Source organism: Streptomyces sp. NRRL S-37 (genome assembly GCF_000721605.1).
Lineage (GTDB): Bacteria > Actinomycetota > Actinomycetes > Streptomycetales > Streptomycetaceae > Streptomyces.
The window spans coordinates 222,425-244,405 of sequence record NZ_JOIZ01000003.1 but is presented as its reverse complement, the minus strand read 5'-3'; the positions used below and the strand labels follow the sequence as shown (position 1 = coordinate 244,405).

At 69.9% G+C, this 21,981-nt stretch carries 14 protein-coding genes; 3 read left to right on the top strand and 11 right to left on the bottom strand.

What is annotated here, in order from left to right:
* Window positions 1-54 precede the first annotated feature (54 nt).
* Window positions 55-1,560: an N-acetylglucosamine/diacetylchitobiose ABC transporter substrate-binding protein gene (ngcE, locus tag IH50_RS0105220; RefSeq protein WP_030857727.1), complete on the bottom strand. Its 1,506-nt coding sequence runs from the start codon at window positions 1,558-1,560 to the stop codon at window positions 55-57.
* A 374-nt stretch (window positions 1,561-1,934) separates the two neighbouring features.
* Between ngcE and IH50_RS0105215 the strand changes: the two genes are divergently transcribed.
* Both IH50_RS0105215 and IH50_RS0105210 read left to right on the top strand, forming a co-directional pair.
* Window positions 1,935-5,738 carry a GH92 family glycosyl hydrolase gene (locus tag IH50_RS0105215; RefSeq protein WP_030857726.1) on the top strand — a complete coding sequence of 1,268 codons (3,804 nt, stop codon included), beginning with the start codon at window positions 1,935-1,937 and terminating at the stop codon, window positions 5,736-5,738.
* Window positions 5,739-5,902: 164 nt separating this feature from the next.
* Window positions 5,903-7,867: an alpha-glucuronidase gene (locus IH50_RS0105210; protein WP_030857723.1), complete on the top strand. Its 1,965-nt coding sequence runs from the start codon at window positions 5,903-5,905 to the stop codon at window positions 7,865-7,867.
* Here the strand turns inward: IH50_RS0105210 and IH50_RS0105205 are convergent.
* Genes IH50_RS0105205 through IH50_RS0105180 form a run of 6 tightly spaced genes read right to left on the bottom strand, consistent with a single transcriptional unit; the run spans window position 7,861 to window position 15,653 of the window.
* Window positions 7,861-9,879 carry a beta-galactosidase gene (locus tag IH50_RS0105205; protein WP_030857721.1) on the bottom strand — a complete coding sequence of 673 codons (2,019 nt, stop codon included), beginning with the start codon at window positions 9,877-9,879 and terminating at the stop codon, window positions 7,861-7,863. The two genes, IH50_RS0105210 and IH50_RS0105205, sit on opposite strands and share 7 nt — an antisense overlap.
* Complete coding sequence (locus tag IH50_RS0105200) at window positions 9,876-10,559, bottom strand: hypothetical protein (protein ID WP_030857719.1); 684 nt, start codon at window positions 10,557-10,559, stop codon at window positions 9,876-9,878. The genes IH50_RS0105205 and IH50_RS0105200 overlap by 4 nt, the downstream gene beginning before the upstream one ends.
* Window positions 10,556-12,073 carry a GH39 family glycosyl hydrolase gene (locus tag IH50_RS0105195; protein WP_030857717.1) on the bottom strand — a complete coding sequence of 506 codons (1,518 nt, stop codon included), beginning with the start codon at window positions 12,071-12,073 and terminating at the stop codon, window positions 10,556-10,558. The genes IH50_RS0105200 and IH50_RS0105195 overlap by 4 nt, the downstream gene beginning before the upstream one ends.
* Window positions 12,070-13,731 carry an extracellular solute-binding protein gene (locus IH50_RS0105190; RefSeq protein WP_030857715.1) on the bottom strand — a complete coding sequence of 554 codons (1,662 nt, stop codon included), beginning with the start codon at window positions 13,729-13,731 and terminating at the stop codon, window positions 12,070-12,072. The genes IH50_RS0105195 and IH50_RS0105190 overlap by 4 nt, the downstream gene beginning before the upstream one ends.
* Window positions 13,732-13,785: 54 nt before the next feature.
* Entirely contained in the window at window positions 13,786-14,667 is an 882-nt protein-coding gene (locus IH50_RS0105185) for a carbohydrate ABC transporter permease (protein ID WP_030857713.1), read from the bottom strand.
* Window positions 14,661-15,653 carry an ABC transporter permease gene (locus tag IH50_RS0105180; RefSeq protein WP_030857711.1) on the bottom strand — a complete coding sequence of 331 codons (993 nt, stop codon included), beginning with the start codon at window positions 15,651-15,653 and terminating at the stop codon, window positions 14,661-14,663. Before IH50_RS0105180 ends, IH50_RS0105185 begins: the two co-directional genes overlap by 7 nt.
* A 276-nt stretch (window positions 15,654-15,929) precedes the next feature.
* Between IH50_RS0105180 and IH50_RS0105175 the strand changes: the two genes are divergently transcribed.
* A complete protein-coding gene (locus IH50_RS0105175) occupies window positions 15,930-16,922 on the top strand; it encodes an acetylxylan esterase (protein WP_030857709.1) in 993 nt (330 codons plus the stop codon).
* A gap of 62 nt (window positions 16,923-16,984) precedes the next feature.
* On the opposite strand, the gene IH50_RS42420 is transcribed toward IH50_RS0105175, so the two are convergent.
* From IH50_RS42420 to acnA, 4 genes are all read right to left on the bottom strand, one after another.
* Window positions 16,985-17,206, bottom strand: a complete 222-nt coding sequence (locus tag IH50_RS42420; protein WP_030857707.1) for a hypothetical protein — start codon at window positions 17,204-17,206, stop codon at window positions 16,985-16,987.
* A gap of 229 nt (window positions 17,207-17,435) precedes the next feature.
* On the bottom strand, window positions 17,436-18,575 hold the full coding sequence (locus IH50_RS42415; RefSeq protein ID WP_051767178.1) for a caspase, EACC1-associated type: 1,140 nt from the start codon (window positions 18,573-18,575) through the stop codon (window positions 17,436-17,438).
* A 13-nt stretch (window positions 18,576-18,588) separates the two neighbouring features.
* On the bottom strand, window positions 18,589-19,008 hold the full coding sequence (locus IH50_RS0105160; protein WP_234328090.1) for a hypothetical protein: 420 nt from the start codon (window positions 19,006-19,008) through the stop codon (window positions 18,589-18,591).
* A 90-nt stretch (window positions 19,009-19,098) separates the two neighbouring features.
* Entirely contained in the window at window positions 19,099-21,813 is a 2,715-nt protein-coding gene (gene acnA / locus IH50_RS0105155) for an aconitate hydratase AcnA (RefSeq protein WP_030857701.1), read from the bottom strand.
* Window positions 21,814-21,981: the final 168 nt, after the last annotated feature.

Here is a 21,981-nt window from a genome sequence, read left to right as displayed (position 1 = left end):
CGGCCGTTCCGGGCCGGGGCCGCCCCGGCCCGGAACGCGGTCGGTCGAGCGAGATCAGTCGCGGTGGTTCTTCTTCGAGTCCGGGTCCTTGGCCTGCTTGTCGACCGCGGCCTGGGCCCGCTTGAGCCACTCCTTGGGCTGGATGCGCTGGGCCATCAGCTCGTTGGAGGCGTTCTCGATGGCGGCGTTCATCTCGCTGTACCACTCGGTGTACAGGTAACGGAAGGTGTTGTCGCCAGCCGCTTTGGATGCCTCGACCGTGGACTGGGTGCCCGGCCGGAGCTGGACGTTCGGGTCGACGCCGTCCTTGAGGATGGTCAGCGAGTTCGCCTCCTTGGCGAACAGCGTCGACCACTCCTTGGAGAGCATCCTGCGCATGAACTCCTTGGCCGCGGGGAGGTTGTTCGCCTTGGACGGGATGATGAAGGGCTCACCGGAGCCGGCCCGGATCGCCTCGAACGGCAGCGCGCTGCCGGGCAGCAGCGGCATCGGCAGGAACTTCATGTCGAAGTCCTCCGGTGTCGTCTTGAGCTGCTCGTTCTCGAGCCAGGAACCGCTGGTGATGAAGGCAGCCTTGTACTGGTTCCAGCGGGTCTGCGACTCGGTGTGGGTCAGGCCGTTGGTCCCGGGCATCAGGTAGCCCTTCTCGACGACCTCGTAGACGGCCTCGACGGCCTCCTGCGCGGCGTCGGAGCCGGCGAACGCCTTGGGGTCGAGGTTGTCGATCGCCTTCATGGCGTCCAGGCCGCCCTTCTTGGCGATCAGGTCCATGATGGCGACGTTGATGTAGTACGGGTACTTGCCCTGGTGGGCGAGACCGCCGATGCCCTGGGCCTTGGCGTCCTTGCAGACGGCGAGGAAGTCGTCCCAGGTCTTGGGCGCCTCCCAGCCCTTCTCCTGGAAGAGCTTGCCGGAGTACCACAGGCCCCACACCGTGTAGATGTAGTTGAGGGCGACGACCTTGCCCTCCTGCATTCCGGCGTCGAGCGTGCCGGGAATCAGGGTGTCGCGGACCTTCTTGCCCGGGTCGTCGACCGAGGGGGCGTCCAGCACCTCGGCGAGGTCGAGGAGCTGGCCGTTCTTGGCGAGCACGTCGATCGGGATCTGCTGGTTGCCGGAGTCGTCCACGATGTCCGGCGGGTTCCCGGCGTTGAAGCGGGGCTGGAGCTTGCCCGTGATCTCCTGCGTTCCGGTGTGGACGGAGGTGACGCCCCATTCCTTCTTGAACGCGGCCTCCCACGCCTTGGCGTAGTCGTCGCCGTAACCGCCCTTGAAGATGACGACGTCGAGTTTGCTGCCTTCCTTGACACCGAACGGGTTGGACTCGGACGTCTCGCCTTTGTTCTCACCGGAGTTGTCGCCCCCGCCCCCGCTGGCACACGCGGACAGGAAGCCCATCGCCGGTACGGAGACCAGGCCGAGCGCGGCGGACCGCTTGATCAGTGCGCGGCGCCCCACGCCGGACGTGCCGTTCTCACCGTTGCCGGTGTTCTGCGCGAAACCGTCGCCGGCGTTCCCGGTGGAACCGGTGCCGCTGTTCTCGGCGGAAGTGGATCCCATGCTCAAGTCCTCGCCTTCTCCAGGACTCAGGCGGTGAACCGGATCCTCCCCGGCACCGCGTTCGGGTCAAGCTGGGTCGTGCAGGAAGTGCGGCCGTACAGGATCGGGTGCGGTGGAGATGCCCCGGAGTGCCGACAGGTATAGTCCACTTCCCGTCAACGGAGCAAGATCGAATGCAAGGTTCGCCTCTGGTCTTTTCCGAGTTGAGACCTCCCGGAAATATCCCCCTCCGGCGCGTTCCTCCGCGGAGGAATGATCGCCGTTGGACTGGAATGCCGCATTCAAGCCCCTTGACACCACGAGCAACTTGACCCACTACTAGATCTTGCGCATCTCATTGACAACGTTGTCCGGCGCAGGGAGGGTCCTCACTCATGCACAACAGGGTTCGGCACAGATGGGGTTCGGCGGTCGTCACGGCGACCGCCTTCGCCTTGGCCGCGGGCTCACAGGGCGTCGCGGTGGCGCTGCCTCAGGCGCCGCCGAAGGCGGACCGTGAGTTCGCGTCGTCGTTCGAGGCCGGGGAGCCCGCCCCGGACTGGCAGAACACCGTCGACACCACGCGAGGCGGCGAGAAGCGCGCCTCGGGCGTGAACGGCGGTTACAGTTCGGGCATTCCGGGCAATGTCACCGACCATGTCACGGACGTCCGCGCCAGCGCGGAGAACACCGGCGGCGGGGAGGTGAAGGAGAACCTCGTCGACGGCGAGCCGAGCAGCAAGTGGCTGGCCTTCGAGTCCACCGGCTGGGTGGAGTTCGACCTGGACGCCCCCGTCAAGGCGGTCCGTTACGCCCTCACCTCCGCCAACGACGCCGCCGAGCGCGACCCGCGGGACTGGACCCTCAAGGGCTCCACCGACGGCGAGGACTGGAAGACCCTCGACACCCGCTCGGGCGAGACGTTCACGGAACGCTTCCAGACCAAGCTCTACGACATCGACGCCTCCGCCGTCGCCGAATACCGGTACTTCCGGCTGGAGATCACCAAGAACGGCAGCGGCAACATAGTCCAGCTCGCCGACGTCCAGTTCTCCACCGGCGACGACGAGGCGCCGATACCGCAGGACATGCTCTCGCTGGTCGACCGCGGCCCGTCCGGCTCGCCGACGGCCAAGGCGGGCGCCGGGTTCACCGGGAAGCGCGCCCTGCGCTACGCCGGCCGGCACACCGCCGAGGGGCGGGCGTACTCGTACAACAAGGTGTTCGACGTCAACACGAAGGTCGAGCGGAACACCGAACTGTCGTACCGCATCTTCCCGTCGATGGCGGACGGCGACCTCGACTACGACTCCACCAACGTCTCCGTCGACCTCGCCTTCACCGACGGCACCTATCTGAGCGACCTGCGCGCCACCGACCAGCACGGCTTCCCGCTCACCCCGCAGGGGCAGGGCGCGTCGAAGATCCTCTACGTCAACCAGTGGAACAACGTGGTCTCCCGGATCGGCTCGGTGGCCGCCGGCAAGACCGTCGACCGGATCCTGGTGGCGTACGACTCCCCCAAGGGCGAGACCAAGTTCCGCGGCTGGCTGGACGACGTGGCGCTGAAGCCGGTCAAGCCCGAGCGGCCGAAGGCCCACCTCTCCGACTACGCGGTGACGACCCGGGGCACCAACTCCAGCGGCGGCTTCTCGCGCGGCAACAACTTCCCCGCGACGGCCGTGCCGCACGGCTTCAACTTCTGGACCCCGGTCACCAACGCCGGTTCGCTGAGCTGGCTGTACGACTACGCGCGCGGCAACAACGCGGACAACCTGCCGACGATCCAGGCGTTCAGCGCGAGCCACGAGCCGAGCCCGTGGATGGGCGACCGGCAGACCTTCCAGGTGATGCCGTCCGTCGCCTCCGGCACCCCGGACCTGGGCCGTGAGGAGCGCGAACTGGCGTTCCGGCACGAGAACGAGACCGCCCGGCCGTACTACTACGGGGTGCGGTTCGAGAACGGTCTGAAGGCCGAGATGGCGCCGACCGACCACGCGGCGGCAATGCGGTTCACCTTCCCCGGCGACGACGCGAGCGTGCTCTTCGACAACGTCACCGACCAGGCCGGCCTGACCCTCGACGAGGAGAACGGCACCTTCACCGGCTACTCGGACGTCAAGTCCGGGCTGTCGACGGGCGCGACCCGGCTGTTCGTCTACGGCGAGTTCGACAAGAAGGTCACCGAGGGCGACGCCAGCGGCGTCAAGGGCTACCTGCGCTTCGACGCGGGCAAGGACCGCACGGTCACCCTGCGCCTGGCCACCTCCCTGATCAGCGTCGACCAGGCGAAGGACAACCTGCGCCAGGAGATCGGCAAGCACGCCTCCTTCGACAAGGTCAAGCGTGACGCGCAGAAGCAGTGGGACAGGATCCTCGGCAAGGTCGAGGTCGAGGGCGCCACGCCGGACCAGCTGACCACGCTCTACTCCAGCCTCTACCGGCTGTACCTGTACCCGAACGCGGGCCACGAGAAGGTCGGCGGAAAGTACCAGTACGCCTCCCCGTTCTCGAAGATGGAGAAGGCCGACACCCCGACGCACACCGGCGCGAAGATCGTCGACGGCAAGGTGTACGTCAACAACGGCTTCTGGGACACCTACCGGACCACCTGGCCCGCGTACTCCTTCCTGACCCCGTCCAAGGCCGGTGAGCTGGTCGACGGGTTCGTGCAGCACTACAAGGACGGCGGCTGGACCTCCCGCTGGTCCTCCCCCGGCTACGCCGACCTGATGACCGGCACCTCCTCGGACGTCGCGTTCGCCGACGCGTACGTCAAGGGCGTCGACTTCGACGCGGAGGCCGCGTACGACGCGGCGGTGAAGAACGCCACCGTCGTACCGCCGTCCTCCGGTGTGGGCCGCAAGGGCATGGCCACCTCGCCGTTCCTCGGCTACACCAGCACCGACACCCACGAGGGCCTGTCGTGGGCGCTGGAGGGCTACCTCAACGACTACGGCATCGCCAGGATGGGCGAGGCGCTCTACAAGAAGACGGGCGAGAAGCGCTACAAGGAGGAGTCGGCGTACTTCCTCAACCGCGCCCAGGACTACGTCAACATGTTCGACCCCGAGGCCGGCTTCTTCCAGGGCAAGAACGCCAAGGGTGACTGGCGGGTCGAGTCCTCGAAGTACGACCCGCGCGTGTGGGGCCACGACTACACCGAGACCAACGGCTGGGGCTACGCCTTCACCGCCCCGCAGGACAGCCGCGGCCTGGCCAACCTGTACGGCGGCCGGGACGGCCTCGGCGACAAGCTCGACGAGTACCTCTCCACCCCCGAGACGGCCTCCGCGGAGTTCGTCGGCTCCTACGGCGGTGTCATCCACGAGATGACCGAGGCGCGGGACGTCCGGATGGGCATGTACGGCCACTCCAACCAGGTCGCCCACCACGCCCTGTACATGTACGACGCGGCCGGACAGCCCTGGAAGACCCAGAAGAACGTGCGCGAGGTGCTGTCCCGCCTCTACACCGGCAGCGAGATCGGCCAGGGCTACCACGGCGACGAGGACAACGGCGAGCAGTCGGCCTGGTACCTCTTCTCCTCGCTCGGCTTCTACCCGCTGGTCATGGGCAGCGGCGAGTACGCCATCGGCTCCCCGCTGTTCAAGAAGGTCACCGTGCACCTGGAGAACGGCCGCGAGCTGGTCGTCAAGGCGCCGAAGAACAGCGCGAAGAACGTCTACGTGCAGGGCCTGAAGGTCAACGGCAAGCGCTGGAACTCCACGTCGCTGCCGCACTCGGTGATCTCGAAGGGCGGGGTCCTGGAGTTCGACATGGGCTCGCGTCCGTCGTCGTGGGGCAGCGGCAAGAACGCGGCACCCGTGTCGATCACGCAGGACGACGAGGTGCCGACCCCGCGCAAGGACGCGCTGAAGGGCGAGGGCGCCCTGTTCGACGACACGTCGGCGACCGGCGCCACGGTCTCCACCGTGGAGCTGCCCGTCACCGGGGACACCGAGGCGGTGCAGTACACGCTGACCTCCTCGGACCACACCAAGGCGCCCACGGGCTGGGTCCTCCAGGGCTCGGCCGACGGCACGACGTGGACGGACCTCGACAAGCGGGCCGGCGAGTCGTTCCGCTGGGACCGGCAGACCCGCGCCTTCTCGGTCGGCGAGCCGAAGGCGTACGGCCACTACCGGCTGGTGCTGACCGGTGAGGCGGCGCTGGCGGAGGTGGAACTGCTGAGCTGAGCCGACTGCCGCTCACAGGGCGGGTCCGGGCGTCGCCCGGGCCCGCCTTTTCCTTGGATTCCCGCAGGCCGACAGGTACCTCTCCCGTCCCCGGTGCACCAGAATGGGGGCCGCCCCCGGTGCTCTCCGGGGACGGCGCTTCCACGGCAAGGGAGAGCACGGGCATGACCCACTCGGGGGACTTCGACGCGGCCTGGCTGCCGGCAGAGGCGTTCCGGGCGGTCGGCAGCCGGCGTTCGCTGATACGCGCCGCCGGCGCCGGGCCCCTGGCGGAGACGGTGTACGGCGAACTGGCCGACGCCTGCGCGCGGTTCGGCGGACGGGTCGTACGGGACGGCGGCGAGGACGCCGAGCTGGTGCTCGAACTGGCCGGCGGTGATCTCGGAGACGAGGGATTTACGCTCACGCGCCGGGACGGCGTCACGACCGTCACCGCGTCCGCCGGACGCGGGCTGCTGTACGGCCTGTTCCACGTCGTACGGCTCGGAGAGGACGCCTTCGCCGGTGAACGGGCCCACGAGGAGCACCGTCCGGCGTACGCCTCACGCATGCTGGACCACTGGGACAACGTGGCCGTGCACCCGGTCATGGGCCAGGTCGAACGCGGCTACGCGGGCGGTTCGCTGTTCTGGGCCGACGGACGGGCGCGCGAGGACGTCGACCGGGTGCGGGCGTACGGCAGGCTGCTCGCGGCCTGCGGGATCAACGCCGTCGCCGTCAACAACGTCAACGTGCACGCCACGGAGGCGCGTCTGCTCACCGACCGGATCGGCGAAGTGGCGGCGATCGCCGACGTGTTGCGTCCGTACGGCATCCGCACCCATCTGTCGGTCACCTTCGCCGCGCCGATGGTGCTGGGCGGGCTGTCCACCGCCGACCCGCTGGACGAGGCGGTGCGCGGCTGGTGGGCGGAGGCGACCCGGCGGGTGTACGAGGAGATCGGCGACTTCGGCGGGTACGTCGTGAAGGCCGACTCGGAGGGGCAGCCCGGACCGTTCGCGTACGGCCGCTCGCACGCCGACGGCGCGAACATGCTGGCCGCCGCCCTCGAACCGTACGGCGGCACGGTGCACTGGCGGGCCTTCGTCTACGACCACCGCCAGGACTGGCGGGACCGGAGCACCGACCGGGCGCGGGCCGCGTACGACCATTTCACCCCGTTGGACGGGGAGTTCGCGGCGAACGCGGTGCTCCAGGTCAAGCACGGGCCGATGGACTTCCAGGTGCGCGAGCCGGTCTCCCCGCTGATCGGCGCCATGCCGGGCACGCGGCTCGCGGTGGAGCTCCAGGTCACGCAGGAGTACACCGGGCAGCAGCGGCATGTGTGCTGGCTGGGTCCGATGTGGAGCGAGGTGCTGCGGTTCCGGCCGGACGGCGAGGTGAGCGCCGGGCGGCTGGCGGACGGGCTGGTGGCCGTGTCGAACGCCGGCGACGACCCGTTCTGGACCGGGCATCCCCTCGCCCAGGCCAACCTCTACACCTTCGGGCGCCTGGCCTGGGACCCGGCGGCGGATCCGCGGGCGGTCCTCGGCGAGTGGATCGCGCTGACCCACCCGGGGGCAAAGGAGCGGCTGGCCGACGGGCTGCACGCGGTGCTCGACGGCTCCTGGCGGACGTACGAGAAGTACACCGCGCCGCTCGGCGTGGGCTTCATGGTGCAGCCGGGGCACCACTACGGGCCGAGCGTCGACGGCTACGAGTACAGCCCCTGGGGCACCTACCACTTCGCCGACCGGGACGGCGTCGGCGTGGACCGCAGCACGGCGACCGGCACCGGGTACGCCGGCCAGTACGCCGAGCCGTGGGCCGAGGTGTACGAGTCGCCGGAGACCTGCCCCGACGAGCTGCTGCTGTTCTTCCACCATGTGCCGTACGGGCATGTGCTGCACAGCGGGAAGACGGTGATCCAGCACATCTACGACACCCACTTCGAGGGTGTGGAGGAGGCCGAGGAGGCCCGCCGGGTGTGGGCGGACCTCGCGGACCTGGTGGAACCGGCCCGGCACGCGCGCGTGGCCGAGCGGTTCGAGGAGCAGCTGCGCAGCGCCCGTGAGTGGCGCGACCAGGTCAACAGCTACTTCCTGCGCAAGTCCGGGGTGCCGGACGAGCGGGGGCGGACCCTCTACTGAAGGCGCAGGACCGCCACGCCGAGCGGGCCGAGGGTGAACGGCTCGTCCCGCTCGGTGTGTTCGCCGGTGAGCAGGTCGGTGGCGGGTGCGTGGGCCGTCAGGCGGGCCGGTTGCGGTGCGTGGTTGATGAGGAAGAGCAGGCGGATGCCGTCGGGGGCGACACGGGTCGCGGTCTCGACGGCGGGGTGGCCGGCGTAGGGGCCGACGAGGCCGTGGCGGCCGAGGATCCGGCGGACCACGTGGCCGACGCCCGGCTGGTCGAGGGCCGTGGCGACGTACCACGCCTCGCCCCCGCCGACGCGGTGGCGGGTGACGGCCGGGGTTCCGGCGTAGAAGTCGGCGCCGTACGTGCCGACCGGTTCGGCGCCGCGCGGTCGCACGATCTCGAAGACCAGGCGGGCGTCGGCGGTGAGGCCGTCCAGGTGGACGGGGTTCACGACCTCCTCCTGGCGCGCGTCCCACTCGTCGATCCGGATGCCCATCAGCGGGGCGAGAGGTCCCGGCACGTCGGTGGGGAAGGCCCGGTCGTGCTCGTCGACGCGGCCGGAGAGGAACGTCGCCAGCACGGTGCCGCCCCGCGCGGTGACGGCCTCCAGGCGGGCCGCCAGGCCGTCCTTGACCATGTGCAGCACGGGAGCGAGGACCACGTCGTACGGGGTGAGGTCGGCGGTGACCGGGACGACGTCCACGTCGGCGCCGGCCTCGCGGGCGGCGCGGTAGTAGGCGTGAACGGTGTGCTGGTAGCGGACCAGCCGGGAGGGGCCGTCGGACATCTCCAAGGCCCACCAGCTGTCCCAGTCGAAGAGGAGGGCGGTGCGGGCGGGAGTGCGGGCTCCGAGCGTCGCGCCGCCCAGGGTCTCCAGCTCCGCCCCCACCTCGGCGACCTCCCGGAAGACGCGGGTGTCGTCCCGTCCCGCGTGGCCGATGACCGCACCGTGGTACTTCTCGCAGGCGCCGCGTGAGGCGCGCATCTGGAAGTAGAGGGCGGCGTCCGCGCCGTGGGCGACGGCCTGGTACGTGGCCAGGCGCAGTTCGCCCGGGCGGCGCAGCGGGTTGACGTCGCGGCAGGCGGTGGTGGACGGGGTCTGTTCCATCAGCCAGAAGGGGGCGCCGTCCTTGAGGCCGCGCATCAGGTCGTGGGCGAGGGCGGCGACGGTGGGCGGGGCGTCCAGGGGCGGGTAGCTGTCCCAGGACGCGAAGTCGAGGTGGGGCGCCCAGCGGTGGTAGTCGAGGGGGCGGAACAGGCCCATGAGGTTGGTGGTGACGGGGGTGTCCGGGTCGTGGGCGCGGATCGCCTCCTTCTCGGCGAGGAAGCAGCCGAGCAGGGCGTCGGTGGTGAAACGGTGGTAGTCCAGGGTGATGCCCTGGAAGGCGGTGTGGTCGGGGCCGCGCCAGTGCTCGGTGAGGGCGCTGGGCGGCTCGATCTGGTCCCAGTCGGTGTAGCGGTGCGACCAGAACGTCGTCCACCAGGCGTCGTTGAGGGCGTCGAGGGTGCCGTGGCGCTCGCGCAGCCAGCCGCGGAAGGCGTCGGCGCACAGGTCGCAGTAACAGGCGCCGCCGTACTCGTTGTTGATGTGCCAGGCGAGCAGGGCGGGGTGTTCTGCGTAGCGTTCGGCGAGGCGGGCCGCGAGCGCGGTGGCAAGGCGGCGGTACGCCGGTGAGCTGGGGCAGAAGTTGTGGCGCTGGCCGTAGCGGTGGCGGCGGCCCTCGAAGTCGGTGCGGTTGACCTCCGGGTGGCGTTTCGCCAGCCAGGGCGGGAGGGCGGCGGTGCCGGTGGCGAGGCAGACGTGGCGGCCCTCGGCGGCGGCGCGGTCGAGGACGCGGTCCAGGACGGTGAAGTCGTAGGTGTTCTCGGCGGGCTGGGTGAGGGACCAGGAGAAGACGCCGACGGTGAGGGTGTCGATGCCGGCGTCGGTGAACAGGCGGTGGTCCTCGTCCCCCACCTCCTCGGGCCACTGCTCGGGGTTGTAGTCGCCGCCGTAGGGGATCTTCGGGGTGCGGGGCGCGGTCATGCGGTGAAGTGCTCCTCGGTCTCGGCGATCACCGGGCGGCCGCTGTGCAGCAGGGACAGCAGCAGGGGGGCGGCGAGCAGGGCGGGCAGGGCCTCGGTGAGCAGGGCGGTGCCGGCGGCCGTCAGGATCAGCAGGGAGAGGGCGCCGAGGGTGGCCCTGGGGTGGCGCAGCAGGAAGTAGGCGGCGAGGCGGGCGGTGTCGCGGGTACGGAAGGTGAACAGGGCGGTGAGGACCAGGGCGTGCGCGCCCCACAGGAGGGAGCCCGTGCCGATCAGCGCGAGGAGCGCCGCCCACCAGCCGGGGAGTCCGGTGGCGGAGAAGTGGGTGAGGGTGAAGGCGATCACCGTGAGCCAGGCGAGCAGCGGCGCCCACAGTCTCAGCACGGGCAGGGCGTTCAGCCGCCAGCCGTGCAGGAAGGCGCGGACCGGGTGGAGGTCGGTGAGGTCGCGGCCGCGGTGGTGCAGGGCGTGGAGGGCGGCGGAGGCGGCCGGGCCCAGGGGCAGCAGGCAGAGGGCGGCGAGGGGGAGGTTGGCGGGGTCGGGTGCGAGGAGGAGGAGGCCGGCGAGGCCCGGCGCCGCGGTGAGCAGCAGCAGGGCCTCGACGGTGACGAGCGTGTGGATCAGCGCGGTGGCCCGGGAGAGCGTCCCGGTGCCGAACGTGTCGGCCCGTGCAGTGCTCACGGCGCCTCCCGGCCGAGCAGCCGCCGCTCGTCCCACCAGGGCGGGGTCTCGTCGTCGACCGGGGTCAGCTCGACGAGGGTGATCTCGTGGCGGGCCAGGGTGAGGTCGAGGCCGACGCGGCCGCCCTCGACCGGCAGCCGGTGGTGGGCGCGGGCGGGCTCGGACGCCTCGTGCAGGACGTCGAGCTGTCCGGACCTCGGGGAGCGGGGGCTGCCCATGTGCCGCCAGGCGGCATACGCGTTGCCGCGCTCCTCGTCGACGGAGGAGCGGCGGACGAACACCGTGCCGTGCGGGGCGGTGCCGGCCGGCAGGGACAGGCGCAGGGTGTGCCGGTCCGGGCCGGATGTCCCGCCGGCCGGGTCGACGGGGGCCCAGGCGAGGACGGTGACCCGGCCGTCGGCGTGCCGGGTCACCAGGTGGTCGTCACCCCGCGCCAGTCGCTCCTGCCCCATGCGGGACATGAAGGCGTACAGGTGGTAGGTGGGTTTGCGCAGTCCGCGGTGGGTGAGCAGGCCGAAGCCGCCGTGGAAGAGCGCGGTGGGGACGCCGGTCTCCTCGAAGACGTCGCTGAACGTCCAGTAGGAGAAGGAGTCGGCGTGGTCGCCGCCGGCCGTGACGACCGGGGCCAGGTAGGCGGCGTGGAAGGCGGTGTCGTGGACGGGGTTGTCGGGGCGGTAGGAGGAGTTGAACTCGGTGATGTGGACGGGCAGGCCCTCCAGCCGGGTGCCCTCGAGGGACCGGCGCGGCTCGGCGAACTGGTCCAGGAGGTCGCGCGCCGGGGCGAGTGTCTGGTGGACGCCGAACGGGACGTGCTGGGCGGGTCCGGAGCTGTAGGCGTGCCGGGAGACGAAGTCGACGGGCACGTCCCGGTGTTCGGCGAATTCGGCGAACCGCTCCATCCAGCCGTCGGCGCCGGGTGAGAGTGCCGGGCCGCCCACCTTCAGTCCGGCGTCCACCTCCTTCACGGCGTGCGCGGTCGCCTCGTACAGCCGGTGGTAGGCCTGTTCGTCGGCGTTCGGCCAGAAGTCGGGCAGATCGGGCTCGTTCCACACCTCGACGGGCCAGGTGCGCACCTCGTCGGCGCCGTAGCGGTCGACGAGGTGGGCGAGGGTGGCGCGGACCAGGTCCGTCCACTCCTTCTCGTCGGCGGGCGGGGTGACGTTGCCCCGCCACCAGAACACCGTCTGCTCGCCCGAGGCCAGGGCGCCGGGCATGAAGCCGAGTTCGAGGAAGGGGCGGATGCCCAGGCCGAGGCAGGCGTCGAGCACCTGGTCGAGGTAGGTGAACGAGTGGTGGGTGCGGCGGGCGCCCTGCCACGTGTAGGGGCGGTGGATGCCCAGGCCGTCGCTGAGCAGGCCGTGGCCGCGCAGATACCGGAAGCCGATGTCGCGCTGGAGCAGGGCGAGGGAGTCCTGGTAGTCGCGGCGCAGGGCGAGGTCGAGGCGGCCGGTGCCGACGCAGGCCCGCCAGGCGTCGGACAGCCGGCCGTCCGGCGCGCCGGGGACGCGGATCACGCGTTCTCCTTCTTGAACCGTTCGTATGCCTGGTTGTGCAGGTCGATGAACCGGTCCATGTTCTTGGCCTTCAGCTCCGCGACGTAGTCGTCCCACTCGGAGAGCGGGCGCTTGCCGAGGACGAACTGGAGGGCGTTCTGGGTGACGTGGTCCTTCAGCGGGGTGTCCCAGAGGGTGGCCTGCTCCTGCTCCTCGGCGCGCAGCGGGTGCGGCGGGTCGGTGGGCAGCTGTTCGCGGGAGGCCATGGCGTCGGTGAACTTCTTCTCGTCGGGGCTGAAGGAGGACGAGACCAGGGCCCAGCTTCCGCCGTAGGTGAAGACGCCGTTGTAGAAGCCGAAGTCCTTCTGGAGGTCCTTCGGGGCGTCCGGGTCGGAGCCCATGAGGCTGATGCCGGGCTTGAGTTCGTACTGTCCGGGTCCGGAGCGGGTGAAGGTGGTGTTCTCCACGCCCCACTTGCACAGCTCCTGGCCGGCGTCGGAGTACCAGAGCCAGTCCACGAACTGCATCAGGGCGACGAAGTCGTCGCCGTCCAGGGCCTTGCTGGAGATCATCATGCCGTTCTCCAGGCGGGCACCGCCCAGCACCACCGGCCCGGCGGGTCCGAGCGGCACCGGGATCATCTCGATGGTGGCGTCCTTGACCTGCTTCCGGAGGTTGTAGCGGTAGTTCTGCACCAGCTCCTGCGGGTTGGCGCTGATCGCGAAGGACTTCTCCGAGAGGATCTTCCTGACCGCCTCGTCGTCGGTCTGGGTGAAGCTCTCGGGGTCCATCAGCTTCTCGGCGACCAGCTTGCGCAGGTACTCGACGACCTGGCGGAAGGCGTCCGTGGCGCCGGTGAAGACGAACTTCCCCGCCTTCGCGTCCCAGCTGGTGTTCAGGTACGACCAGCCGGCCCGGACGCCGTGCGCCTGGCCGAGGTACTGGAAGAGGGCACCGGCGGGGAAGGGGGTGTTGGTGCTCCAGCGGTCGGTGAACGGGTAGCGGTCGGGGTACTCCTCCTTGAGTGCCTTGAAGGTCTGGTACACCTCGTCCCAGGTGGTGGGCAGGCTCAGGCCGTGCCGGTCCAGGACGTCGGTGCGCAAGGACAGCGAGTAACCCTGCTTGACCTTCTCGTGCAGTCCGGGCAGCAGGTAGTAGCGGCCGTCGGACTGGCGCAGCGAGTCGACCTCCGGCTGGAGGTTCCATCTCTTCACCTTGTCGCGGAAGTTGGGCATCAGGTCGACGTACTCGCTGACCGGGAGGATCGCGCCCGAGGAGACGAACGCGGTCTCCGCGCCCGGGTAGGTCTTGGGGATGAGGAGGGGGGCGTCGCCCGCGCCGATGAGCAGGCTGCGCTTCTTCTCGTAGTCGCTCAGCGGGACCGGGGTGGCCTTGAGGGTGACGCCGGTGCGCCGGGTGACCTCCTTCCAGAACAGCCAGTCGTCCTTCATCGGGTAGACGGGGTTGTTGTTGTGCAGGAGGGAGAAGGTCAGTGGCTCGGTGGCCTTGAACTGTTCGCCGGCCCGGTACTTCTTCATGGCGCCGTCGCGCTTCTTCGACAGGTCCTTGGCGCCGTCGCCGCCGTCACCGCCGCTTCCGCAGCCGGTGAGGGCTGCGAGGCCGATGAATCCCGCGGCGCCGAGGAGCTGGCGCCGGGAGAGCTGTCCGGTGTTCTTCACGAGGAACTCCCTTGGTACGTCGGCGGGTCGAGCAGGGGGAAGGGGGTGCGGCTGTCAGCCCTTGACCGCGCCGAGCATCACGCCCGAGACGAAGTAGCGCTGCACGAACGGGTAGAGGCAGAGGATCGGCAGCGAGGTGAGCACGATCGTGACCGACTGGATGTTCGCGTTGACCTGGGTGAGCTGCTCGGTGGCCGCGCCGGCGCCGGTGCCTCCCGTGGCGCCCGCGAGCAGGTTGCGCAGATAGACCGTGACCGGCATCAGCTCGGTGCGGTCCATGTAGAGGAACGCCGAGAACCAGGAGTTCCAGAAGGACACCGCATAGAAGAGGATCATGGTCGCGACGACCGCCTTCGACAGCGGCAGCACGATCCGCAGCAGGATGCCGTACGTACTGAGGCCGTCGATCTGCGCGGCCTCCTCCAGCTCCGACGGCAGGCTCTCGAAGAAGGCCTTCATCACCAGCAGGTTGAAGACGCTGATCGCGTTCGGCAGGGCGATCGCCCACACGCTGTTCTTCAAGCCGAGGCTGGTGATCAGGACGTAGTGGGGGATCAGTCCGCCGGTGAAGAACATGGTGAAGACGGCGATCCCGACCAGGACGCCGCGCCCCTTGAGGTTCTTCTTCGACAGGACGTAGGCGTAGCAGGTGGTCAGCACCATGGCGACGGCGGTGGAGACCACCGTGTAGAAGACGGTGTTGCCGTAGTTGCGCCAGAACATCGAGTCGCTGAAGACGATCTCGTACGTGGTGAGGTTGAAGCCCTTGGGCCACAGCGTCACCTCACCGGCGCGGATCTGCCGCTCCCCGCTGAACGAGCGGGCGACGATGTTGACGAAGGGGTACAGCGTCACCAGCACGACGAGGGTGAGGATCACGCCGTTGACGCCCTGGAAGACGCGGTGGCCGCGGGTCGGCCGGTGGACGCTCACCACAGGCTCGTCCCCACCGTGCGGCGCGAGAGCTGGTTGGCCGAGGTGATGAGCACCAGGCCGATGACCGCCTCGAACAGGCCGATCGCGGCGGCGTAGCTGAAGCTGTTGGACTCCACACCGGTCCGGTAGAGGTAGGTGGAGATCACGTCGGCGGTGGGATAGGTCAGCGGGTTGTAGAGCAACAGGACCTTCTCGAAACCGACGGCCATGAACGTGCCGATGTTGAGGATCAGCAGCGTGATCATGGTGGGGCGGATGCCGGGCAGGGTGACGTGCCAGATCTGCTGCCAGCGGTTGGCGCCGTCGATGCGGGCGGCCTCGTACAGGTCCTCGTCGATGGTGGTGAGCGCGGCGAGGTAGAGGATCGTGCCCCAGCCGGCGGTCTGCCAGACCTCCGAGCCGACGTAGATGGTGCGGAACCATTCGGGTTCCTGGATGAACCGGATCGGGTCGTGCCCGAACCAGCCCAGGACGTGGTTGACCGGGCCGTCCGTGGCGAGCATCTGCAGCGTGATGCCGGCGACGATCACGATCGACAGGAAGTGCGGCAGGTACGACACCGACTGCACGAACCGCTTCAGGGAGTTCCTGCGCACCTCGTTCAGCAGCAGGGCGAGGACGACCGGGATCGGGAAGCAGAAGACGAGCGTGAGCCCGCCCAGCCACAAGGTGTTCCTGAACACCTGCCAGAAGGTCGGGTCGGACAGGAACATCTCGACGTAGCGCAGTCCCACCCAGTACTCGCCGAAGACCGAACCGCCCGGCTCGAACCGGCGGAACGCGATCACGTTGCCGATCATCGGCAGATAGCGGAACACCAGGAAGAACAGCAGCGGCAGTACGGCCAGCGAGTACAGCTGCCAGTCCTTGCGCAGCGCGCGCCGCCAGCCGGTGCGCGCCGGTGAGCGGGTGCGCCGCGGGGGTGTCTTCGCCGGAGGCGGGTCCTGCGTGCCCGGCGGTGGAACCGATGTGGTGGAGGTGCTCATTGCTCGGGCCTCCCGTGCGTAGAGCGCGGAGCCGAAAATTTCGCGCCCTTACCGGTAACTTCGCGGCAACCTATGAGCGGGGGTAAGCGGTGTCAATGGGTGGTGCAGAGCGGAAATTCAAGCGGTCGCGGTGGCGACGGATCCGGTACGCACGGCTGTGGAAACGGGACTTGATCTGCTAACGTCCCCAAAACTTTCTGGCGTGAGCCCGCAACGATCGGCCGTACCGGCCGTTCGACTCCGTTTCGACTCCGTTTCGACTCTGCGAGGTGCCCCGTGCCCGCGTTCGACCTGCCCCCGGCTGAACTGGAGCGCTACCGGCCGGAGATCGAGGAGCCCGCCGACTTCGACGCGTTCTGGGAGCGCACACTGAAGGAGGCGTCGGACGAGGGGGAGCCCCTGGTCTCGGTACGGCCGGTGGAGAACGGGCTGCGGCTCACCGAGAGCTGGGACGTGACGTTCCGCGGCTTCGCCGGCGACCCGGTGCGCGCCTGGTTCAGCCTCCCCGCGAACGCGGCCGGACCTCTTCCGGCGGTGGTGGAGTTCGCGGGCTACGGACGCGGACGCGGCCTGCCGCACGAGCGGCTCACCTGGGTGAACGCCGGGTACGCGCATCTGCTGATGGACAACCGCGGCCAGGGCGACCAGTACGGCTGCGGCGGCGACACCCCCGACCCGCACGCCCTGGCGCCGGGCGGCCCCGGTCCGGCGGTCCGCGGTCTGCTCGACCCGGGGGACTACCACTACCGCCGGCTGATCACCGACGCGGTGCGCGCGGTGGCCGCCGTACGCGCGCTGCCCGGGGTGGACGCCGGCCGTGTCGCGGCCGTGGGCAACAGCCAGGGGGGAGGACTCGCGCTGGCCGTGGCGGGCCTCGTCCCGGATCTGGCGGCGCTCCTGGTCACCGCCCCGCTGCTGTGCGGCATCCACCGCGCCCTGGACCTCACCGACGTGCCCCCGTACGGCGAGATCACCGCCTATCTCGCGGTGCACCGGGGCGCCGAGGAGGCCGCCCGCCGCACCCTCTCCTACGTCGAGGGCGTGTCCTTCGCCCGGCGCGCGCACGCCCCGGCCCACTTCGGGGTCGGGCTGCGCGACACGGTCTGCCCGCCGAGCGGGGCGTACGCGGCGTTCAACCGGTACGCGGAACGCACGGGCGGGGACCCGGCCACGGTGCTCCACGCCTATCCCTTCAACGGGCACGAGGGCGGGGACGCGGTGCACGTACGGCGCCAACTGGAGTGGCTCGCCTTGCTGTCGGGTGACTGACGGGGTGCGCGGGTGGCACCGATGACGGCCGGATATGTCATCGGGGCCGCCCGCGGGGCGGTTCAGCCGGTCCGGCAGGGCGGGGCCGGCGTGCTGTCACCGCCCGGGCCGTAGAGCACCTGGCCGAACACCGCGCTCTCCCCCGGATCGATGGAACCGTTGTGGACCGTCACGCCCTGGCCGACGTTCGCACCGCCCGCCGTCACGACCAGGCCGACGGCCGGGACGGTGGCGAGCAGGGAGACCAGGACGAGGAAGAGCGCCCGGGTGCGGGCGGGAAGCACTGATCGGGAAGCCGCCTCACTCCCCGGTCTTGTTTCGATCATGACACACCTGTCCCGACGGTGGGGTTGACGGAGCATGCGGGGGTGCGGGGAGAGGGCGAGGCGGGAGTGTCCCGACGGCGGGTTCCGGTCCACCTGAGTGTGGGAGCGCTCCCACCTCACCGTGAAGGGAAGGTAGCGCGGGGTGACGCCGTTGTAAACGGTTACCGCGGGGAGACTTGTGCCGCCGTCAGCCGGCGGTGGCGGCCGTCCGCTCGATCGCGTCGGCCGCCTCGTCCCCCTCGAAGATCCGGACCACATCCACCAGCACACGCTGTCCGCCCGGGATCTTGAGCGCGGCCCGCACCATGCTCGCCACGTCCTCGCGGAGACGGACGCCCCTGAGATCGACCGGACGGCCGAGCTGCTCCTTCAGCACCGTCGCGAACCGCGCACGGCCCTGCGCGTCCTCCATGCACGCCAGCTCGCACATCACCTCGGTGAGCAGCACCATCCGGGCGAGCGCGCCCGGGGGACGTTCCGCCCGGGGCCCGGTGTCCGCCGGGCCGGAGACGGCGTCGGGGCGTGGTGCCGGGAAACCGTGGCGGGGAGGTTCTCCCTCGGTACGCCGGCGGGGCCGCGTACCGGAGGGAAGGGCCGACCGCGCCACCACCACCCGCCGTTCCAGCTCGGCCCACATCTGCGGGCTCTGCCCGGCCCCGGCGGAGCGCAGTTCCTCGTACACGTAGTCGTACAGTTCGTGCACGTCGATCAGGCCGTCCTGGTTGCCGTCCGCCTCACCGGTGCGCAGGCCCCTGACGACGGCCCCGGTGAACCGCGAGGGTTCCGGGCCCAGTTCGGTGATCCGCTCGCCTTCCCAGGCGTATTCGGTGCGGTTGGTCGCGGTGAGGACCGCGCGGCCGTGTCCGGCCAGTGCGTCGTTCACGTGGACCGTGGTGTCGCCCTTGCTCCCGGCCAGGAAGGCGCCGCTGTAGCAGCAGTCCAGGAGCAGGACGACCGACCGGGCCCGGCAAGCGCGCATCCGCTGGTGCACGAAGAGGGCGGAGACGGACGTGGAGGCGAGCAGCCGCCGGTCGGTGTCCCCGGCGGCGAAGTGCAGTTCGCCGCTGTCGCTCTTGAGGCCGTGGCAGGAGATGTGCAGCAGGAGCAGATCGTCCCGGCGGCGGTCGAGGAAGAAGTGCTCGATGGCCCGGGTCACTTCACGATGGCTGCCGTCGACGACCATGCTCACCTCGAAGTCGCCGATCTCCGGGTCCTCGAGCACCTCCGCCAGCGCCTGGGCGTCCCCGGCGGGCGACCTCAGCCGCCGCAGCTCCTCGTGGTCGTACCGGCCCGTCGCGACGAGCAGCGCGTAGCGTCCCGCGGACACGGTCGTCCGTCCCTCACTCGCCCTGGCCGTCGGCCGGTTCCGCCTCGGGAGCGTGTGCGGCGAGGAAGGCGTCGACGATCCGCCGCTGGTCGGCGGAGGAGGCGGCCTCCAGTTCCAGGCTGTCGTCGCCCAGGGTGACGCTGACCGTGCGCACCGGTCGGTTCTCGATCCAGGTCCGCACCAGGTCGAGCACCGAGCGGAGCGCGAGGGGGGCGAGGGTCACGGCGAGTGCGCCGACGGCGATGGCGTCGGCCGGTTTGGCACCGTCGGGGACGTCCCCGGAGCGGACGGTCTCGACGTCCTCGACGTCCAGTTCGAGCAGCCGCTCACGCAACTGGAGGGTCAGCTCGTCGAGTTCTTCCTGGTCGCCGTCCCGACCGCCGGTCAGGACAAGACGCATGCGTTCCGTGCGGTCCACCGCCACCCCCGTCATCCGGTGAGGCTCCAGCGTACAACGGCGGCAACGGTGAGGGCCGTATCCCCGACGCCGGGGATACGGCCCTCAACTGCCCTGCCGGACCGCTTACTTGCGGATCAGGCTGCGCAGCACGTACTGCAGGATGCCGCCGTTGCGGTAGTAGTCGGCCTCACCGGGGGTGTCGATGCGGACGACCGCGTCGAACTCGACGCCCGTGTCGGTGGTGACCTTCACCGTGCGCGGGGTGGTGCCCTCGTTCAGCTCGGTGACACCGGAGACGGAGAAGGTCTCCTCGCCGGTCAGGCCGAGGGAGGACGCGGTCTGGCCCTCCGGGAACTGGAGCGGCAGGACGCCCATGCCGATGAGGTTCGAGCGGTGGATGCGCTCGTAGGACTCGGCGATGACGGCCTTGACGCCGAGCAGCGCGGTGCCCTTGGCGGCCCAGTCGCGGGACGAACCGGAGCCGTACTCCTTGCCGGCCAGGACGACCAGCGGGATGCCCTGCTCGATGTAGTTGCGGGAGGCGTCGTAGATGAACGACACCGGACCGCCGTCCTGGGTGAAGTCGCGGGTGTAGCCGCCCTCGGTGCCCGGCGCGATCTGGTTGCGCAGGCGGATGTTGGCGAACGTGCCGCGGATCATGACCTCGTGGTTGCCGCGGCGCGAGCCGTAGCTGTTGAAGTCGCGGCGCTCGATGCCGTGCTCCGTGAGGTACTTGCCGGCCGGGGTGTCGGCCTTGATGGCACCGGCCGGGGAGATGTGGTCGGTGGTGACCGAGTCGCCCAGCTTGGCCAGCACGCGGGCGCCGGAGATGTCCTCGACCGGGGCCGGCTCCATGCCCATGCCCTCGAAGTACGGGGGCTTGCGGACGTAGGTGGACTCGGCGTCCCACTCGAAGGTGTCGCCGGTGGGGATGGGCAGCGCCTGCCACTGGGCGTCACCGGCGAAGACGTCGGCGTAGGACTTGGAGAACATGTCCTCGCCGATCGCGTTGGCGACGACGTCGTTGACCTCGGCCTCGGAGGGCCAGATGTCCTTCAGGTAGACCGGGTTGCCGTCGGTGTCGGTGCCGAGGGCCTCCGTGGTGATGTCCACCTTCATGGAGCCGGCGATCGCGTAGGCGACGACCAGCGGCGGGGACGCCAGGTAGTTCATCTTGACGTCGGGGTTGATCCGGCCCTCGAAGTTGCGGTTGCCGGAGAGCACCGAGGTGACGGCGAGGTCGTGGTCGTTGACCGCCTTGGAGACCTCCTCCGGCAGCGGGCCGGAGTTGCCGATGCAGGTGGTGCAGCCGTAGCCGACGAGGTTGAAGCCGACCTTGTCGAGGTACGGGGTGAGGCCCGCCTTCTCGAAGTAGTCGGTGACGACCTTGGAGCCCGGGGCGAGGGTGGTCTTGACCCACGGCTTGCGGGTCAGGCCCTTCTCCACCGCCTTCTTGGCCACCAGGGCGGCGGCGACCATGACGTACGGGTTGGAGGTGTTGGTGCAGGAGGTGATGGCCGCGACCGTCACCGCGCCGTGGTCCAGCTCGTAGGTCGTGCCGTCGGCGGCGGTGACCGGGACCGGGTTGGACGGCACGCCGTTGGTGACGGCGGGGGCGTCGGAGGCCGGGAAGGACTCCTGGCCCGCCTCGTCCACCATGTCGACGTAGTTGCGCACGTCCTGCTTGAACTGCTCGGCGGCGTTCGCCAGGACGATGCGGTCCTGCGGGCGCTTCGGGCCGGCGATGGAGGGCACGACCGTGGAGAGGTCGAGCTCCAACTTCTCGGAGAAGTCCGGCTCGGCCTTCGGGTCCAGCCAGAGGCCCTGCTCCTTGGCGTACGCCTCGACCAGGGCGACCTGCTGGTCGCTGCGGCCGGTCAGGCGCATGTAGTTCAGCGTCTCGTCGTCGATCGGGAAGATCGCGGCGGTGGAGCCGAACTCCGGCGACATGTTGCCGATGGTGGCGCGGTTGGCGAGGGAGGTGGCGGCCACGCCCTCACCGTAGAACTCGACGAACTTGCCGACGACGCCGTGCTTGCGCAGCATCTCGGTGATGGTGAGCACCAGGTCGGTGGCGGTGGTGCCGGGGGTGAGCTCGCCGGTGAGCTTGAAGCCGACGACGCGCGGGATCAGCATGGAGACCGGCTGGCCGAGCATGGCGGCCTCGGCCTCGATGCCGCCGACGCCCCAGCCGAGGACGCCGAGGCCGTTGACCATGGTGGTGTGCGAGTCGGTGCCGACCAGGGTGTCGGGGTAGGCCTTGCCGTCACGGACCATGACGACACGGGCCAGGTGCTCGATGTTCACCTGGTGGACGATGCCGGTGCCGGGCGGGACGACCTTGAAGTCGTCGAAGGCGGTCTGGCCCCAGCGCAGGAACTGGTAGCGCTCGCGGTTGCGGCCGTACTCCAGGTCGACGTTCTGCTTGAAGGCGTCGTTGGTGCCGAACTTGTCGGCGATGACGGAGTGGTCGATGACCATCTCGGCCGGGGAGAGCGGGTTGATCTTGTTCGGGTCGCCGCCCAGCTCCTTGACGGCCTCACGCATGGTGGCGAGGTCGACGACACAGGGCACGCCGGTGAAGTCCTGCATGATCACGCGGGCCGGCGTGAACTGGATCTCCTGCGACGGCTGGGCCTGGGAGTCCCAGCCGCCCAGGGCGCGGATGTGGTCGGCGGTGATGTTGGCGCCGTCCTCGGTGCGGAGCAGGTTCTCCAGCAGCACCTTCAGGCTGTAGGGAAGGCGCGCGGAGCCCTCGACCTTGTCCAGCCGGAAGATCTCGTACGACTCGTCGCCCACCTGCAGCGTGCTGCGGGCGTCGAAGCTGTTCGCCGACACGACAGTCTCCTTCATTGATGTGCGCGTACCACCGCATCCTGCCGCCACGCCGCCCTGGCCTATCCGCTGAGGTAAGGCTAAGTTAGGTATCCCTTACCAGGGTGGCGGCTGCGGTGCGCCTCGGCAGATATCTCGATGTCGAGATAACTCTAGTACACAAGGGCCGAA

Excerpts from the sequence above, each read along its gene's own strand:
- ngcE (WP_030857727.1), bottom strand. The coding sequence starts at position 1,560 with ATGGGATCCACTTCCGCCGAGAACAGCGGCACCGGTTCCACCGGGAAC.
- IH50_RS0105215 (WP_030857726.1), top strand. The coding sequence starts at position 1,935 with ATGCACAACAGGGTTCGGCACAGATGGGGTTCGGCGGTCGTCACGGCG.
- IH50_RS0105210 (WP_030857723.1), top strand. The coding sequence starts at position 5,903 with ATGACCCACTCGGGGGACTTCGACGCGGCCTGGCTGCCGGCAGAGGCG.
- IH50_RS0105205 (WP_030857721.1), bottom strand. The coding sequence starts at position 9,879 with ATGACCGCGCCCCGCACCCCGAAGATCCCCTACGGCGGCGACTACAAC.
- IH50_RS0105180 (WP_030857711.1), bottom strand. The coding sequence starts at position 15,653 with ATGAGCACCTCCACCACATCGGTTCCACCGCCGGGCACGCAGGACCCG.
- IH50_RS0105160 (WP_234328090.1), bottom strand. The coding sequence starts at position 19,008 with ATGACGGGGGTGGCGGTGGACCGCACGGAACGCATGCGTCTTGTCCTG.